This window comes from Microbulbifer maximicatervae (SeqCode), assembly GCF_052468095.1.
On the sequence record NZ_CP174332.1, the window covers coordinates 5,214,977 to 5,230,857 of the forward strand.

Below are 15,881 nucleotides of genomic sequence, written 5' to 3' on the forward strand. Positions count from 1 at the left end.
TTAGTGATCGTTAGGTAGATAGCAATGGGTAGCGAGACACTTTACATTTTCGCTACCCACTGTTTTCAATAGATATTTTAATCCAGGCATGCAGGTTCTGCTGCGGTAAACGTGTTAAAGACCCAAGTATTGGTGCCGCTGCAATCGCCCGGATCGGTATCATCTTCCAAATCGTAAGGTGAGTTATTGAGAGAGGTATTTCGAACAATCTTGTTAAATTCACTACCCTCAACAAAGATACCGATACCTCCTTCGCCATTACTCTCTACGGTATTTTGAGTTACTAGAGTATTTGAGGAAAGCCTAATCGGAATACCTAAACCAGAATTTCCTGAGACGTTATTTAGTGAGATGGTAGAAAAATCAGCATTGTCAGATTCATCTCCTTCCCCTACGGCAATACCATCATTTAATCCGTTGGTCACTATATTAGAGAAGACATTGGTAAATTGCCCATTTACTTCGATTCCCTGATTGCCACTTCCACTTATCTCATTAAAACTAATATTGTTAAAGGATCCTCTTAATTCAATGCCCGAGTTATCAATACCCGTTATGGTATTTCGAGTTACGGTATTAGTGTTACCATTTAATTCTATGCCATCGCCGCGATCGCTGTTGGTGATAATATTATCCCTGGCAATACTGTTATTGGATTCTATGTAGATGGCATCGAATATCGTATCAATGATTTCCATAGAATAAATACTGTGTGAGCCTTCCCCTTCCGCATTGACCCCGTCTCGACAGGCCGCAATGATCCCACCATATACCTGGGCTCCAATACCAGTTAACAGTATTCCGGCCTGCCCCGTTGCCTCTTCATCATCACAGGTAAGCTGAAAGCCGTCCATATTCAGGCTTCCACTAGGACCCTCTATGGTTAAAGCGACTTCATTTTGTTCCGTTATCACACAGAGCAAATCCCTATCCAGAGTGGTTGGTGCTGTAATAATATCTCCACAGTCAATAGCCCAAACAGAAAATGGACTCAATAATCCTGAAAATAAAACTGTTGCGTAAATGTTACGTATTTTCATTATGTGTACCTTTTAAGTGGAGAGTGTTCCTATGACATTCGTTATGTTCCAATTGCGAATTTATAGGAATTAATTCCAATTTTGTAATATATAATTGGAATCTATTTTCTGTTTTATATCAGAATTTTAGATTTATTTATTTTTTTGTTTAGTGGCTGGCGCGCCAATTATTTATGTCGAATTCATAAGGAAAATATTGCGTTCGTGTAATGGTGACAGTGACGTCAGTCTTCTGTTTCCTTGACAGGTTCACGTCAAATGAAGATATACTGTATTTTTGTACAGTATTGTAGGTGTTTAATTATGCGCCCCAGAGTTATAGTTTTTGATAGTGAACCGATTCGTATCTGCCGCTATAGGTCCAGTTATGACAATCGCCCTATGTACGCGATTAGTATTTTGAACTATGAAAAGTACGTACGTCGGTTTTCTGTTGCTGTGGGAGTGGATTTGCGCAAGGAATTGGAGTTAACCTTGTGCCAGATGAGAGGGATCGAGAGTAATTTAAGGTGGCTGTCCGAATATACTGAAAAAACCAGTTCAGCGGGATAAGTGGGAGGCTCTGGGTGTGTAGTGTCTTTGATGTCAGTGATCATGCGGGTATGGAGCGTTTTCTCGATACCTATGACATTCGGGGTGCCGGACATATGATTTACGGTAGACGCCGGAGGCCCACCCAGCAGGTGTCTATTGTAACTACTCGGAAGGGTTCTGCTGAAATAGAAAATGCCATTTGGCATCTCTATCTTGAAAGGCATGGTGATACTTGGCGGCCCCATAAAAAATACTGGTCCATCAACAGTAATTGGAAGAAACTGGACTCCAGACCGGAATATCGCAAGTCCCGTTGCTTAATACCCGCTACCGCCTGGGTGGAAAGCCAAGGTGGCAAGTACCCGGTAGAATTCAGTTATGGTGAACCTTTTTTCTTTTGTGGTTTGTATAAAATCTGGGGAAATTTACTCAGTTGCTCAATCATTACTTTGGACTCCCACCCAGCCACTAAGCGCTACCATGAAAAGTCACTTCCCATGATTGCGCCCAATCGCCCAGATTTTGTAGAGTCCTGGTTAAATTGTACGGAGTTGACAGAAGATTTTGGCCCATTCCTGAAACCGTCCGTTGAGTATTCGGGGAAAATACTTACAGCTCATCCTTTGCTGAGGGCAACTTCTACGGAGTATATCGGGGACCCTATCCCCGTAATTGAATAATTATTTGCCCTGGGATATTGGTGTATAGAAAAATTTATATTGCACAACCTAAATTGTACTCCTGGCGTGGTATATCAATTAGCTTCGTTCTTGAGCTTGTACTTCTTTCGTGAGGTGCAAAATATGCGCTGGTTTCATCTAGAAGATCTACAAAGCGATTAAGCCGATGTATTTGTTTTTGGTTTAAATTATCTTGAGCAAGAAGTGCATTGATTTCTGTGCTAGCCAGCTCCTTTGCTGCTATATCTTCTGGCAGGCCACTGCGAGTACATAATCCATAAGTCCCCTCAATAAAGTGTTGCCATTCCTCTTCGATATGTTGAGAAATTCCGGATGAAAATTTTGGGTTTCTTGATTCGTATCTTAAATTTTGCAATTGAGCTATTTTAGCCATATATCGATTAGCAAAGCATTGATAAATAGAGTTAAAGTCTTGCTTAGCCTCTATGATACCAATCCAGCTGGCGTAGCCTTTTGCAAAGTACTCAACTGCCTGTTTTTCGGAGTGGGGTCCAAAAAAGGATTCACAGTCCCATTGAATATTAAGCTTATAAGAGGGCTTTGGCATAACACCCTCATCCTGGTAGCGCTGCAATTGTAGTTCGCTGATTTGAGTAGCCTGAATAAGCTGTTCTTTGGTCAGGAAGTGTTTATCCAGATAATTAAGCAATTTCACTGAATGTGCTCCAAGGTAGAAATCGAATGAAATTCTAGCGCCTGGAGCACTTAATACTTCGATGTGAGCCGAAGCATCTTTTCCCTTTTAACAGGTCTTGGAGAATTTATTCCTGCAGGAAGAGAATATCCGTTCTAATAATATATTTGATCCCTCGGGTGATTGGAGTAGAGCTGTGAATTCTGTGTAAGGGATGCATTCCATGGGGAAAGCACAGTACGGCCCCGGCAGGTGTGCGGACATCGATGTCTAATAAAGAGTCCCGGCTGGGTTGTTTTAGGGGATCATCTGCATTCACCCTGAATCGGGTTGCACCACCTTCAAAATCTTCACTCAGCAGTACTAAAAACGTCATTTCACTATAGCAATCGGGGTAGCCATTGGTGATCAACTGGTTGTTGTCAATGCGGCTACCGGGCCAGGCGCCATCGGTGTGGAACTGGAAAAAATCTCCCTCACCATAGCGATAAAAGCGGAAACGCCGATTGATGCCGACAGCCTCTCTTCCACCAAAGTAACCATTTAAGTCCTGCGCCAGATCTCGGCATCGCTGCCAGATCTGCCGCTCTGTAACCTCGTCTACCACCCAGGTCAGGTTATCGTTATGGCGGACCTCTCGGGGCAGGGAGACGGCTGCATCCGGTAAATAACCCACCGCTTCAGTGATATCAATCAGCCGTTGGCACTCGTCTTTTGAAAAGACATTGAGCAATTGGAAGGCTCCGGGTACCTCGGCGATATCTCGTCGTGAAACCGGTTGCGGCGCCTGCTCGGCCAGCGCCGCCGGGTTTTTACTGCGTGTAGCCCAGGTGGGTAGAGCTGGGTGTTCTGCTCCGGGTTCGCGAGCGATAACAAAGAAGTCATCCAGGTGGGTGACAGTATCAATACTTTCAGTCGTGGACATCTGCTGTACTTCTATAGAAAACTTTTAAAAGACTTAGCGGTTTAAAACGGTAATTTGGGCAAACTGCCGGTGCCCTTCAGCTCCACCGTGGAAGCCAAAGCCACTTTGCTTGGCGCCCACCCAAGGTGACCCGCCGGCGCCCTGGTTGATGCCAATCATTCCCGCTTGCAGCTGGCTGGCGACTTGCTCGGCCTGTTTGCTTTCACCAAACACAACCGCACCGAGACCGTAAACAGAGTTATTGGCCCGCTCGACCACATCGTCTACTGAGCTAAAGCGGTCGATGGCTACGATAGGCCCAAAAGTCTCATCATCTTCCACCAGCATGCCCGGTCGAATACCGCTGATAACTGTGGGCGGAATAAACGGCACCTGTGGATCGCGCTCCCCTAGAAGAAGCTTTGCGCCTTTATTCAGGGCATCGTGGATATGCTCCACTACCTTTTGATGTTGGCGGTGATTAACCAAGGGGCCGATATCCACCTGTGGCTCCTGCCACCCGCCGACACGATATTGCTTCGCCAATGCCACCACGGCATTTTCGAATTTATCGGCAATTTTTTCGTCCACATAAATACGCTCTGTGGAGGTGCACATCTGGCCTGAATTCTCAAAACTGGAGCCGACGGCAAATTGTGCCGCCTGGGGAATATTGGCGCTCTGCAACACGATCATCGGGTCATTGCCACCCAATTCCATAACCAGGCGTTTCAATGCCGGAGCGGCATTGGCCATAATTTTTTGGCCCGTTGTTCGCGATCCGGTAAAGGCGACCATATTGATGGGGGATTTCACCAGGGCCTCACCGGTTGCGCCATCGCCGTGAGCAATTTGTAAAATATCTTGGGGCAGGATTTGAGAGAGTGTTTTCACCAATAAGTCAGCGACCAATGGCGACTCTTCTGAAGGTTTTAAAATCACAGCGTTGCCGGCGACCAGGGCGGGAACAATCAGGTTATTGGCCATGGCCAGTGGATAGTTCCAGGGGGAGATAACCGCAACAACGCCCAGTGGCCGATATTGAATTTCGCTACCGCCACTGCGTTTTGCCCGCAGGGCCTCGCCGGCATCCCCCGCTAACCAGGCACCGCCTTGGACTACGCCGCCGGCTTCATACTGTGCACGCCGGGCATCTTTGCCCATTTCACGGCTGATAAGTTGTGCCAGCTCTCCCTCTTCCGCATCCAGTTTTGTGTAAGCCTGCTGAAGTAGTTGTACCCGCTCCTGAAGAGATTTACTCGACCACACTCGCTGCGCTTTGTGGGCTTTCTCCACCATGTTCTGAATATCTTGGGGCTTGCTGACAGGTAGCGATCCGATGGTCTCTCCGGTTAGTGGATCAATCGATCGAAGTATATTTTCCATAATGAGGTCTCACTCAATCCGGCCACTTTATTGAGTGGCCGGGTGTTTTCTTAAAAGCGTTGGTGTTATTGGTCAAACAGGACAATAGTGCGAATTTCCAGGCTGGTTCTGCGGGGTGCCCCTGCACTTCCCGGCAGGTCGAAAGCGCAGTGGGGAACACCGGTTACATCGCCTCGGTGCTGGCTATCGAAGACCCGCAGTAAAATGCCTTCGCCGGGCTGCATATCGCTAAACCAAATCCAGCGGTGAACCGGATTGAAACTCAACACCGAAATCTGCCCTTTTCGCTCTGGGTAAATTAATCGCATATTGTGGAAATCACTGGCGGCGACAGTGCGCAGGTCCACCATTGCCAACGGCGACTCCTGCACCGGGCGCAATAGGGGCAGCCAGAGATTAATAAACTGGTAGCGCGGATAATCTGATGGCTTGTACCCCCGGGCCTCCAGGGTTTCCTTTAGCTGGCGCTCTGCGGACCAGGGTGTGTAGTCGTTGTGCACCAATTTCACCGGGGATCGGCGACTGCGGCTCATCTCCGGTGTCGCATCAGTCGATGGTTGGGCTCGCAACGTGTGGTCAAAGGTCAGTACCTTGGCTGCACCCAGGTGAGCGCCTATCCAGGATTCAATAGCTGGATACCATTGGGTGCGAATCAACTGGTCGCGCTCCTCAGGGCTGGGGCTACTCCCTGATGGTTGGTCCAGCGCGTGTAGCGCATCATCCAGCTGGCGCAGGTTAATGCCGAGCATAGGGCGTACCAGCTCAAATCCCTGGGTATCGAGACGAAAACGCTCCCCGGCGGTTTTCAGGGCGCGACCATCGTAGATGTGAACCTGCTGGGAAATAACATTCTCGACCAGATTGGCGGGCCCGGGGCCCTCTGAACGCTTGTCGTACACCAGATCGCTACTGGGATCAGCGTAGTGAATAATTGCTGTAACTAATTGATCCTGAAAGGAGGATCGGGCTGCGGTTTGCATAGTGAACTCTCCCCCCACCGAAGTGGATGCCATACGGGCCAATCTACTCACAATGCTAGGGTTACGTGGATACAATGAAAACCAAGTAACAGTTGTGAGTGATACAGGTTTGAGCAGAAATCATCGGGCGAACCCGCTGGAGAGGCTGGAGTTACGTCAACTTCGCTTAATGAACGCTATCTTGCGGGAACTGAACTTATCCCGGGTGGCTGACCAGCTGGGTGTGAGCCAGCAAACAGTCAGTGAACAATTGAAACGCCTGCGGGAAATCTTTGATGACCGGCTGTTTATTCGCACCAGCAACGGTGTTATTCCCACCCCTCTTGCCGAGCGTCTGGCTCCCAAATTGGATGAGATCTTGAACAATGTCGCGGCGCTGCTGCGTACGGATGAATTTGACCCGGCACAGCATCGGGGCATCTTTACCATCAGTGCAACAGACTTTGAGCAGCGGGTGGTACTGCCGGTTCTCCTCAAGCAACTGCGTCAGCAGGCCCCGGATATAAAAGTCGTGGTGCTTAAGTTGGAGATTGATCGCATGGCCCAGCAACTGCAAACCGGTGAAGTGGATCTGGTGTTTAGCACGCCGGGATTTGTGCCGGATAACAGCCCCAGCATGTTGTTGTATCGGGAGCACTACGTCTGTGTATGTTGTCAGCACACCGATATGCTGCACAGCGCCAATCAGCCTTTGGAAATGGAAGAGTTGGCGGCTTTGCCACAGCTGGTGGTATCACCTTCCAGGGGAGATCTGCGGGGCATGGCGGATAGTTGGTTTGAGCAGTTTGGTTTGGAGCGCAATGTGGTGCTGTCTGTCCCCTCTTTTGCCGCCGCAGCTGAGTGCATTGCCTCTACCAATACCGTTGCCTTTTTGCCCTCGCGACTGTTGCCTGATCCCCGACTAAAAACACTGCCTATTGTCGAACAGCCCCCGGGGTTTGATGTGATTGCCGCCTGGCATACTCGCAGCAGTCAGGACCCTTTGCACAAGTGGATTCGCGCCCTGTTAGCACAACAATTTCCCAGTAATTAGCGAGGGAGGTAGCGCTGCTAAACTTGAGCATTCCAAGTGTTCAGGTAGTGGTCGCCATGCGTGTAGCATTTTTTCTGCTGATATTTTTGAACTCTTCTGTTTACGCTCATTCCGATTTTACCGAGCAAATGGGCATCCCCCACTTATTTGCCAAAGACGCACTGGTTGAGGAAATTAAAAAAGTGGATTGCACCCTCTCTGAGGGGCGCAAGACCCAATGCTGGATGATTGTGGTAAAGGCTGAACCCAAACATAAAATAGGGCCCTGGTGCCCACGCAATGTTGTCGATCCAATTACGTCTGGCGGCATGATGTTTATCAAGCAGCAGATAGAGCCGATTGATGGACCTTTCGTTAAAAATGCTGCGACCTTTTTCTCTGATCCAAAATGGAGCCTATACGACCCCAAAACTGGGGAGGTAAAAGTTACCGATTCAAAGCAGGCCTGTGAGATGGCCGCGCGGCCAGATGTTGCACCGCAATACAATAATTACTGCGTGGAATGTTTAGCCAGCTATATGGGCCCGGATTTTCATACCCGCTACCTGATCCCCGTACAGCCTACCAAGGCCAAGTCAAAGCAGAATCCCGATGGTTTTTCCGGTTATGGAGTCGCTTTTAATGGGGTTAAATTTGATATTGCCGCGCCCATTGGTGCAATTTTAGGTGCACATACCTTAGCGCCAGTGGATGCCTGCGGTGGTCATGTAAACCCCCACGTGGGCTATCACTACCACGCTGCCTTGGGTTGCAGCCAAGCCTACCCGTCTGCCGCAAGCCATGCTGCGATTGTCGGTGTCGCCATAGATGGCTACCTGATCTATGCGCGGGAGAATGCCGATGGCCGCGAGCCCGATGACCTGGACGAATGCCGTGGCCATGAGTTTGCCGGCCTGGGCTATCACTACCACGCCAACCTAGCTGCAGAAAACGATATCCTGCATTGCCTGAAAGGGGAGAGAGGTTGTGCCCTGACCGGCAATCAAAGCCAGTGCGATTTCTCCCACCGGGGACCTCCCGAACCACCCAGGCGTTAACTCAGGCCCGATTGTTGCTTCAAATAGTGAAAGACGAAGAGAGCCTCAGCACTCTTATTGGTATGGATATCAATAAATGGCGTCGAATAACTGTCTTATAAGCCCAGGACTTGATCTGACCGTCAGGTTTCCTTAATGGCCCTGGGAGATAATGCCTCTAACTATTTCAGGTAATTCGGAATACCAACAATGAGCAATGGTACAAATTTCTATCTGATCCGAATGGTGGAATCCCTCGGTGTGCTGGTGCGCACTCGCCTGTGGATGCAGATAGTGGTCGCCATGATCCTGGGGCTAACTGTCGGCCTGCTGCTATCTCCTGAAGGGGCCGCGCTGGTGAGCCAGGATCTCAGTGCGGCATTGGCCAGCTGGTTTAAGCTGCCGGGCTCCATCTTTCTGAATATGATCCAAATGGTGGTGATACCGCTGATTATGTCTTCAATCATCCTGGGGCTCAGTGGCAGCGGGAATGTCAGTCAGCTTAAACGGGTCGGGCTGCGCATCGCTCCCTACTTTGTCGGCACTACCACTGTTGCGGTGATTATCGGCATTATCCTGGTCCAGTTGATCCAACCCGGCGACTATATCGATGAGTCCCTGCTCAGCGCCGCCACTGAGTTACAGGTTGCGAGCGCCCCCCAGATGATGGAGACCAAACCGCTTCCCGAGCGTATTGCTGAATTGATTCCCGCCAACCTCAATGAAAGTATCGCCATGCGCAATATGTTGCAGCTGGTGGTCTACGCGATTTTTATTGGTGTTGCAGTGATGCTGTTGCCGCAAAAGCAGCGGGAAACCGCAGTATACGCTTTTGGCATTATTCAGGAGGTGGCACTTAAGGTGGTTGGTTGGGCCATGCTGTTTGCACCCCTGGCCGTATTTGGCCTTCTGGCAGATATCGCCATTCGCGTTGGTCTCACTGCAATTCTGGGAATGTCTGTGTATGTGGGCACCGTAATTCTGGGGTTACTTATTCTTCTCAGTTTTTACCTGATCATTGTTTCCCTGGTGACCTCCGTCGGCCCGATCACATTTTTGCAGAGAATTAGCGGAGTGCAGCTACTGGCATTCTCCACATCCAGCTCTGCTGCGGTAATGCCGCTGTCAATGAAAGTTGCAGAAAGTCCCCTGGGAGTAAAACCATCCATCGCCAAATTTATTGTGCCCCTGGGCGCTACTGTGAATATGGATGGCACGGCGCTCTATCAGGTAATCGCTGCGGTGTTCTTAACTCAGGTATATGGAATCGACCTGACAACCGCGCAGCTAGTGGGGCTGACAGTGACTACCGTTGGCGCTTCAATTGGTTCTCCCAGTACGCCGGGTGTCGGTATCGTAATCCTGGCGACAATTCTGGCCGGTATTGGTGTCCCGCCGGAAGGTATTGCGCTGATTCTGGGGGTGGATCGGATTCTGGATATGTGTCGTACCGCAGTCAATGTGACCGGGGATCTGACAGCCTGTCTGGTGATGGACCGCTTGTTAGGCAGCGACAACCTGGAGGAGGAAGCCGCCCAAACGGCCTGACTGTTAAAGTGATGGCTTAAATGAGGGTTCCCGGTTTCTATTGCGGCATAACTAGAATTTCCAGAGTACGAGGGTCTTTTTGACCTTCGTAGTATTTCTCCAGGATTGTATCAAATAAAGTTCTGCCCTCTTCTGCCAATGCGGATAAGGCCATAGAATATTTCACCTTCAAATCTTAATTACTTCTAATGTATCTAAAGGAAGCTTGAAATAGAGAAAAATTGGCATATGTAAAGTATGGGTGATCTTTATAATATGAAAAAACAAATATAAATTATTTAATATCGTTCCAGTCTTTATATTTCTTATAATTTATCTGATTAAAAAATATGTAGAAATACTAAAAGTAATTTTTAGAGATAAAATCCCAAGTCTGTTCATACAGTAATTGATGTCCCTTGGAATTTGCATGGAGGCCATCCTCTGAGAGAAGGGTAATAAATTCCTGATATCGCCATAAATTGTCAAACTCCAGTATGGGGATCATTTCGGCAGTGGCAGATTCTTTCATAGCTTGGTTATAAAGGTTCGCATCAGCCTGATAGAAATAGCTATCACTATTCCGAAAGGGAGTAGTTCGTTGCTCATCGAACGGAATGCCTGTCATTAGGAAGGACGGCGCGATGGTTTTAGACGTTTGTAACAGCTGTCGCACTGTTTGACGGAAAGAGTCCAGCGATACAGAGTTCTCAGCCTTTGGTCCCCCGATACGGCAAATATCATTGAAACCAGGATATATCCCGATTAAGTGTGGCCTTCTTGGAGGCAGTTCTCGGGAAAGTCTTATGGCTAAAGAGTTCGCGTTCTCTCCGAATATTCCCAGAGCGTAAACTATATTATGGGGATCTAAAGTTTCGAACCGAAACCGGAATCGTTGAACAAATCCGCCTAGTTCTGTATCACCTTTTCCATAGATAGAACTGGAGCCAATAAAGACAATTTTTTTGGGGACTCTTCGTGCCATAGAAAGTCACTAATTTGGCTGAACTTTGGATTTTATTTACCGTTACCATTATAGACATCGACTAGGTCCAAGTTGTATGCATTAGTATCAAATCTTGATTTCGAAAAGTTGAGAGTCCAAGGCTGGAGTAGGAATAGCCTTGTTAAAAAACAATTAGAAATCGAATGGAGAGAGTTCTAAGGTGGGCTGTAGATTTACAGTTTCTTTGGAGGGGGGAAGAGGTGCTGATCGGCTTGGCTTAAAATGATGAGGAAAATTTAATACGGGTAGAGTGGTAGATTCTGTGAGTATGGATACTACAGTTTGTACGCCAATATAATGGTTCAGATTATGATTGCCATCCAGCCTTCCGATCATAAAAAAGCTCCACCCTTGCAGGTAACTAATGTTGGACAGGAACTTTCAGTATCTCGAAAGTACGAAGGTCCTTCTGTCCTTCATAGTATTTTTCCAGCACCTCTTCAAATAGCTTGTCTTTGGGATCGGCGATAGAAAATAGCGTCATGGATGACTTAAGTTTTACATCATCCGGTGAGCCGAATATCTGGTAAGCGGAGTAATTATTCAGTTGCAATAACTCCTTGCAGCACTCTTTGAGCCTGGGGCCGAGCACAGGGTGCTCCAGGTAAGCCCGGGCTTCATCCAGGTTTTTAATTGCAAAATGTTCGGATGTCGCGCTGTGCCCCAGGCCGGAGATCTGGGGGAATATATACCACATCCAGTGGGAGCGCTTATGGCCGCTATGCAACTCACTCAGGGCACTTTCATAAGAGCTTTCTTGCGCCGTCACAAAACGCTCAAGGTGAAATGGTTGGGCCATGTTTTGAATCTCCTTATTCTTATTCCTTAGCAGGCTCAAGGTTAGCAGTAATAAGGATGAATGCGAGAGGATGAACTGCCTGACGGCTGAACTTCCACCAATTAATTGATATTCATCATGATCTCAGCAAGGGCGGGCTCCTTGGCTCCCACAGGAGAATCTCCCAATAGGTTCTTCATATCGGCATAGGAAAGTTGAATTAGCCGATGTATGTCATTGGAAGTGTCAGCAGTACAAGGAAAACTACCGCTGACAAAGACGGAAATTGAATTTGTTCGCTGAGTATTAAAAATACGAATTTCCCGCCTGAAAAAATCATTGCCGCGACAGGATGCCGCTCTTCCTGATGGAATACTATTGCCTGCGGGAACGCTTAGCAGTACATCTTTGGATCTTTCTTCAAAGGGGCCACGTCTATAGATCAACATTTCTCGTAGTCCTTTAGACACTGGATGGTTAAACTCCAGACCGCTAATTGCGTCGATAACCTGCAAGCTTTCAACATCGTAGTAGCTGTGAGCTTGTCGATCGAAGGGGCCCTTTAACCCATAGAGGAGCTCCCGCAAACGTCGGGAGACTTGCGACTTGACGGGCTGCTTTTCAATCTCTCCAATAAGTTCAGGATCGGTCGGCAAATAGAAATTACCAAATTCCTTTAATAGGGCCTTGGATTCACGACTTGCTTCCTCATTTTGGAACAGCTTATCGAGTAAGGCTCGAATTGAAACTGATTGGTTGTTATCATCAATTTGTAGTTCCAGCTCATTGTTTCCTATTTTCACCCGTAGGGAACCATTACTTTCACTTTTATAGAGTAAAAAACAAAAGCTCAAAACAATAAGAGCAATGATACTTCCATAAATAAAATGAACACCCTTATTCGGCTTCCCTGCTGGCATATATACCTCTGAAACTTAGCTATAACTTTTTTGTGGTTCACTGCTTAGGTGCAAAAAGCCGCGCATTCTACAGTAGGTAGGGTGTTGGTCCAATTAAATATCTATCTTACGCTTGATATTTGTGATTGAAATGGTATTGGCCGAAAAGTTACAGGCTGAGATGATTAGGAAAGGGAAGTGAAATGGTTCAAAATACTGTTAAGCTGATATTTATCTTTAAAAAATACAATTAATATCAGGGTGCCTTCTTATTGCAGAAAGTTTAACTTCGTTGAATGTTACAGCGTAGTGGCGCGATTTTTCTGGGGTGTATTTTAATTGTTGAATTTTTTCAGGTTCTGTAAGATTAGGCTCAAAGTCAGCATTGTCTTTATAAAATTTCAAGCTTACTAAAGTGGATAAGCAGTTTAGATATTTTTCTTCATCTAAACCTGGGATATTCGCTATTTTGCTTCCCATGTAGCTTTCTGCCATCAAGGTTAAATTGTTATTTTTTAATTCATTGGTTGCATGTTCTTGAGCTAGTGCTCGGGCTCCATTGAGGATGTTGTCATTGCCTTCTTTTCCGAATAGAAAGCTGTAAATTGATGAGAATAAAATAAGCATTAAAGAGGCTGTGCCAACTAGTATATAGTTCTTCATGTTGTATTCTTTTGTGGTTACAATTCTCTTGGTAAAAGACCAACGGATGTATGCATATATTCTGGCTTGCCAAGAAACCTGATAGATTCTTCGGCCTCTTTAAGAGGGATTAGTATTGGGTTTTTATTTTTCTCAAAGATAGCTACATATCTTGAGTTTGCTTCTATTTTTTCCGGTTTCCCACAGCTTGATCCTTGCCGGTGAACGCTAATGAATTTAGGCTGTGGATCTCCCCATCCATATAAAACTATAAAGCCAGTTTGTGCGTCGTATGGATGGTTGGTGTAATGATGATCAACATGGATTTCAACAATAGCGATATTACTAGAATTTTCAATTTTCTGAATAAAATAATCTTTTTCAGGTTTTGGGTATACGTATGTAAATTCTTTATCTGGAGACAGTGGGGGAATAGCGATCTTCTTTTGAATGATTGGCGCACATGCAGTAGATAAAGAGGGGGAAGTGACAAATATAAGGAGAGATATTTCTTTGAGTGTCATTGTTCTGATCCATCCCGTCTAATTGTTGAAATATAGAGGTTGGTATAAAGGCTAAGTTACTATTCTTCAGATATTTTTCTAGTTGAAAATTGATTCATTGTTAATGGTCAAAATAGGTAATATTTTCTCACAGTTTCTATTTTCAAGAGCGGAGATAATTAAACATTAATTTGCCCAGATAATACTTATTATAGGTGCTCCTTAAGTTAGATGTCACTTAGCGCTAAGGTGTGGTAGGGCCTTACTAGCAAAAGTAATTGTCAGAATAGATGAAAAAGGGAGGGTTTCCATCAAGCATAATCCAATAATTAATGAGGTCGAGAAGAAATAAAGCAATCCCTTAAAAAGCCGCACTTTGAAGTAGAAGGGGTGAAAGGACTCATGAAGCGGGTGGGGGAAGTGGGTCGAGGGGTAAGCTTTCCAGTCCTAATGAGTTAAAAGCAAAAAGAATTTTTAAGGTGAAATGGGGATTGGTGGGGTTAACAGGGCTGGATGAAAAGCAGGCAAGCGTAGCAGAAGGGTGGGTGATTAATAAGTATGCCCTAGATTTGAAAGCTGGAGTTTCATTGTGAATCAAGCATAAAAAAAGCCCCATCCTTGCGGATGAGGCTTTTTAATATGGTGCCCGGAGGCGGAATCGAACCACCGACACGGGGATTTTCAATCCCCTGCTCTACCGACTGAGCTATCCGGGCTTTGCGATCTTGCTGGGCTTCCCCTGCGTCGCGAGGCGCGTATTAAAGCCCTTCCCCGGGTCAGAGTCAACCCCTTGATTATAAAAAAGTTTTTTTTCTTTGCCGGGGAAGCTTCGGGGCCTTGTGTTACTGCTGTTCCGGCGGAACGTAACCGTCGGCTGCGTCGTATTCCTCGCCGCTCAAGAACTTCATCATCTGCTCGCTCAAGTAGGCGCGGCTTGAGGGTTCCATCATGTTCAGGTGCTTTTCGTTAATCAGCATGGTCTGGTGGGACATCCACTCCAGCCAGGCTTTTTTGGAAACGTTCTCGAAGATATCCATGCCTTTGGGGCCGGGAAAGGGCGGTGCATCCAGACCTTCCAATTCCTCTTGGTACTTGCGGCAGAATACGGTTCTGGACATGGACTCCTCCTGGTTTTAGTCGGCAGTGGTCGGCGTGAGCAGGGGAGCCTGCAGCGCCAGTAGTTGTTTTGCCAGCTTCACGATAGGGGCGGGTAGCCCCAGTTCCTGGGCCGCACGAGGGCGGTTTAAACGCCGCAGTTTATACCAGCCAGCGCCGCTCTCCGCCACCTGTGCAGGGACTTTGCTCAGTTGTACCCACACCGGGGAAATATCCAGGTGAAAGTGAGTGAAGGTGTGTCGCAGGGTCGGTAGGGGCTGGATGTCACTGGCACGCCAGCGCTTTGCCTTGAGCCAGTCGCTGCTATTGTCGGCTTCAGGCGGGCTCCAGAGTCCGCCCCAGATGCCGCTGGGCGGGCGCTGTTCCAGGTAGATCTCACCTTTGTGTTCAAGCAAGAGCAGGGTGGTGCTGCGCACCGGCTTTTCCTTGCGCGGTTTCTTGCCGGGGAAATCCTGTGGATTGCCCTGGGCGTGAGCCACACAGGATTTTTTCACCGGGCACTCCTCGCAGCGTGGTTTCGAGCGGGTGCACAGGGTGGCACCCAGGTCCATCATCACCTGGGTGTAGTCGTTAACGCGTTGGTTCGGGGTGTAGGTCTCGGCCAGTTGCCACAGTTGATTGGCAACCGCTGTCTGTCCGGGCCAGCCCTCCACGGCGTGAAAACGGGCCAGCACCCGTTTGACGTTGCCATCGAGGATCGGTGCCCTGAGTCCCATACTGATACTGGCAATAGCGCCAGCGGTGGAGCGGCCTATCCCGCTCAATTCGGTCAGTTCCTCTACGTCCTGGGGAAACTCCCCGCCGTATTCCTCCAGCACCGTCTGGGCACACTTGTGCAGGTTGCGGGCGCGGGCGTAGTAGCCGAGGCCGCTCCAGTGAGCCAGGACTTTGTCCTGAGGCGCGCGGGCGAGGCTTTCCAGGGTGGGGAAGCTCTGCATAAAGCGCTCAAAGTAGGGAATCACCGTGGTGACCTGGGTCTGTTGCAGCATGATTTCGGACACCCAAACCCGATAGGGATTGATGTCCTGCTGCCAGGGCAGGTCTTTGCGCCCGTGTTTGTCGAACCATTTCAGGACGGCATTTTGGAACTGCTTTGGGGTCATGGGGATACTGCGGGCTGGAATCTGTGGTTGAACGCTGGAGTTGTGCACCGGGTGGACCCCGGTGCACTTTAGCGGGGCC

Annotated in this window: 18 protein-coding genes and 1 tRNA gene; 5 read left to right on the forward strand and 14 right to left on the reverse strand. The window is 47.8% G+C overall.

The window, feature by feature from the left end:
• Positions 1-77 precede the first annotated feature (77 nt).
• On the reverse strand, positions 78-1,040 hold the full coding sequence (locus ACJJIL_RS23180) for a right-handed parallel beta-helix repeat-containing protein (RefSeq protein ID WP_444940423.1): 963 nt from the start codon (positions 1,038-1,040) through the stop codon (positions 78-80).
• Between the two features lie 303 nt (positions 1,041-1,343).
• Here ACJJIL_RS23180 and ACJJIL_RS23185 point away from each other — a divergent pair, with 303 nt between their 5' ends.
• On the forward strand, positions 1,344-1,592 hold the full coding sequence (locus ACJJIL_RS23185; protein WP_413663771.1) for a hypothetical protein: 249 nt from the start codon (positions 1,344-1,346) through the stop codon (positions 1,590-1,592).
• Positions 1,593-1,606: 14 nt separating this feature from the next.
• The gene (locus ACJJIL_RS23190; RefSeq protein WP_444895709.1) at positions 1,607-2,254 is read left to right on the forward strand and encodes an SOS response-associated peptidase family protein; all 648 of its coding nucleotides are present in this window, start codon (positions 1,607-1,609) and stop codon (positions 2,252-2,254) included.
• 34 nt (positions 2,255-2,288) lie between these two features.
• Here ACJJIL_RS23190 and ACJJIL_RS23195 read toward each other — a convergent pair whose 3' ends face one another.
• From ACJJIL_RS23195 to ACJJIL_RS23210, 4 genes are all read right to left on the reverse strand, one after another.
• Positions 2,289-2,930 carry a DUF6058 family natural product biosynthesis protein gene (locus ACJJIL_RS23195; protein ID WP_445359186.1) on the reverse strand — a complete coding sequence of 214 codons (642 nt, stop codon included), beginning with the start codon at positions 2,928-2,930 and terminating at the stop codon, positions 2,289-2,291.
• Positions 2,931-3,036: 106 nt separating this feature from the next.
• The gene (locus ACJJIL_RS23200) at positions 3,037-3,834 is read right to left on the reverse strand and encodes a prolyl hydroxylase family protein (protein ID WP_445360853.1); all 798 of its coding nucleotides are present in this window, start codon (positions 3,832-3,834) and stop codon (positions 3,037-3,039) included.
• Positions 3,835-3,867: 33 nt separating this feature from the next.
• Entirely contained in the window at positions 3,868-5,199 is a 1,332-nt protein-coding gene (locus tag ACJJIL_RS23205; protein ID WP_445360854.1) for an aldehyde dehydrogenase family protein, read from the reverse strand.
• Positions 5,200-5,264: 65 nt separating this feature from the next.
• Positions 5,265-6,179 (reverse strand): CmcJ/NvfI family oxidoreductase, encoded by a 915-nt coding sequence (locus tag ACJJIL_RS23210; RefSeq protein WP_445360855.1) that lies wholly within the window; start codon positions 6,177-6,179, stop codon positions 5,265-5,267.
• A gap of 1 nt (position 6,180) precedes the next feature.
• On the opposite strand from ACJJIL_RS23210, the gene ACJJIL_RS23215 reads away from it, so the two are divergent.
• The 3 genes from ACJJIL_RS23215 (at position 6,181) to ACJJIL_RS23225 (ending at position 9,776) form a co-directional block, all read left to right on the forward strand.
• Positions 6,181-7,212: a LysR family transcriptional regulator gene (locus ACJJIL_RS23215; protein WP_444895714.1), complete on the forward strand. Its 1,032-nt coding sequence runs from the start codon at positions 6,181-6,183 to the stop codon at positions 7,210-7,212.
• Between the two features lie 23 nt (positions 7,213-7,235).
• A complete protein-coding gene (locus tag ACJJIL_RS23220; RefSeq protein ID WP_445360856.1) occupies positions 7,236-8,249 on the forward strand; it encodes a YHYH protein in 1,014 nt (337 codons plus the stop codon).
• 189 nt (positions 8,250-8,438) lie between these two features.
• A complete protein-coding gene (locus tag ACJJIL_RS23225; protein ID WP_445360857.1) occupies positions 8,439-9,776 on the forward strand; it encodes a dicarboxylate/amino acid:cation symporter in 1,338 nt (445 codons plus the stop codon).
• A 37-nt stretch (positions 9,777-9,813) separates the two neighbouring features.
• On the opposite strand, the gene ACJJIL_RS23230 is transcribed toward ACJJIL_RS23225, so the two are convergent.
• The 9 genes from ACJJIL_RS23230 to mutY all read right to left on the reverse strand — a co-directional run bounded on the left by ACJJIL_RS23230 (position 9,814) and on the right by mutY (position 15,802).
• Positions 9,814-9,942, reverse strand: a complete 129-nt coding sequence (locus tag ACJJIL_RS23230; protein ID WP_444918557.1) for a DUF1810 family protein — start codon at positions 9,940-9,942, stop codon at positions 9,814-9,816.
• Between the two features lie 174 nt (positions 9,943-10,116).
• Positions 10,117-10,740, reverse strand: coding sequence for a GDSL-type esterase/lipase family protein (locus tag ACJJIL_RS23235; RefSeq protein WP_445360858.1), 624 nt, complete (start codon positions 10,738-10,740; stop codon positions 10,117-10,119).
• 382 nt (positions 10,741-11,122) lie between these two features.
• Positions 11,123-11,560 (reverse strand): DUF1810 domain-containing protein, encoded by a 438-nt coding sequence (locus tag ACJJIL_RS23240; RefSeq protein WP_413663762.1) that lies wholly within the window; start codon positions 11,558-11,560, stop codon positions 11,123-11,125.
• A 101-nt stretch (positions 11,561-11,661) separates the two neighbouring features.
• Positions 11,662-12,342 (reverse strand): hypothetical protein, encoded by a 681-nt coding sequence (locus ACJJIL_RS23245; protein WP_445360859.1) that lies wholly within the window; start codon positions 12,340-12,342, stop codon positions 11,662-11,664.
• A 333-nt stretch (positions 12,343-12,675) separates the two neighbouring features.
• Positions 12,676-13,101, reverse strand: a complete 426-nt coding sequence (locus ACJJIL_RS23250; RefSeq protein WP_445360860.1) for a hypothetical protein — start codon at positions 13,099-13,101, stop codon at positions 12,676-12,678.
• A 17-nt stretch (positions 13,102-13,118) separates the two neighbouring features.
• Positions 13,119-13,604, reverse strand: a complete 486-nt coding sequence (locus tag ACJJIL_RS23255) for a hypothetical protein (protein ID WP_444940436.1) — start codon at positions 13,602-13,604, stop codon at positions 13,119-13,121.
• A 619-nt stretch (positions 13,605-14,223) separates the two neighbouring features.
• Positions 14,224-14,299 (reverse strand) — tRNA-Phe (locus ACJJIL_RS23260).
• 126 nt (positions 14,300-14,425) lie between these two features.
• Positions 14,426-14,701: an oxidative damage protection protein gene (locus ACJJIL_RS23265; protein WP_282930759.1), complete on the reverse strand. Its 276-nt coding sequence runs from the start codon at positions 14,699-14,701 to the stop codon at positions 14,426-14,428.
• Positions 14,702-14,716: 15 nt separating this feature from the next.
• Positions 14,717-15,802 carry an A/G-specific adenine glycosylase gene (mutY, locus tag ACJJIL_RS23270; protein WP_445360861.1) on the reverse strand — a complete coding sequence of 362 codons (1,086 nt, stop codon included), beginning with the start codon at positions 15,800-15,802 and terminating at the stop codon, positions 14,717-14,719.
• Positions 15,803-15,881: the final 79 nt, after the last annotated feature.

Coding starts and splice junctions, on each gene's coding strand:
- ACJJIL_RS23180 (WP_444940423.1), bottom strand. CDS start 1,040: ATGAAAATACGTAACATTTACGCAACAGTTTTATTTTCAGGATTATTG.
- ACJJIL_RS23185 (WP_413663771.1), top strand. CDS start 1,344: ATGCGCCCCAGAGTTATAGTTTTTGATAGTGAACCGATTCGTATCTGC.
- ACJJIL_RS23200 (WP_445360853.1), bottom strand. CDS start 3,834: ATGTCCACGACTGAAAGTATTGATACTGTCACCCACCTGGATGACTTC.
- ACJJIL_RS23205 (WP_445360854.1), bottom strand. CDS start 5,199: ATGGAAAATATACTTCGATCGATTGATCCACTAACCGGAGAGACCATC.
- ACJJIL_RS23210 (WP_445360855.1), bottom strand. CDS start 6,179: ATGCAAACCGCAGCCCGATCCTCCTTTCAGGATCAATTAGTTACAGCA.
- ACJJIL_RS23225 (WP_445360857.1), top strand. CDS start 8,439: ATGAGCAATGGTACAAATTTCTATCTGATCCGAATGGTGGAATCCCTC.
- ACJJIL_RS23235 (WP_445360858.1), bottom strand. CDS start 10,740: ATGGCACGAAGAGTCCCCAAAAAAATTGTCTTTATTGGCTCCAGTTCT.
- ACJJIL_RS23240 (WP_413663762.1), bottom strand. CDS start 11,560: ATGGCCCAACCATTTCACCTTGAGCGTTTTGTGACGGCGCAAGAAAGC.
- ACJJIL_RS23250 (WP_445360860.1), bottom strand. CDS start 13,101: ATGAAGAACTATATACTAGTTGGCACAGCCTCTTTAATGCTTATTTTA.
- ACJJIL_RS23255 (WP_444940436.1), bottom strand. CDS start 13,604: ATGACACTCAAAGAAATATCTCTCCTTATATTTGTCACTTCCCCCTCT.
- ACJJIL_RS23265 (WP_282930759.1), bottom strand. CDS start 14,701: ATGTCCAGAACCGTATTCTGCCGCAAGTACCAAGAGGAATTGGAAGGT.
- mutY (WP_445360861.1), bottom strand. CDS start 15,802: ATGACCCCAAAGCAGTTCCAAAATGCCGTCCTGAAATGGTTCGACAAA.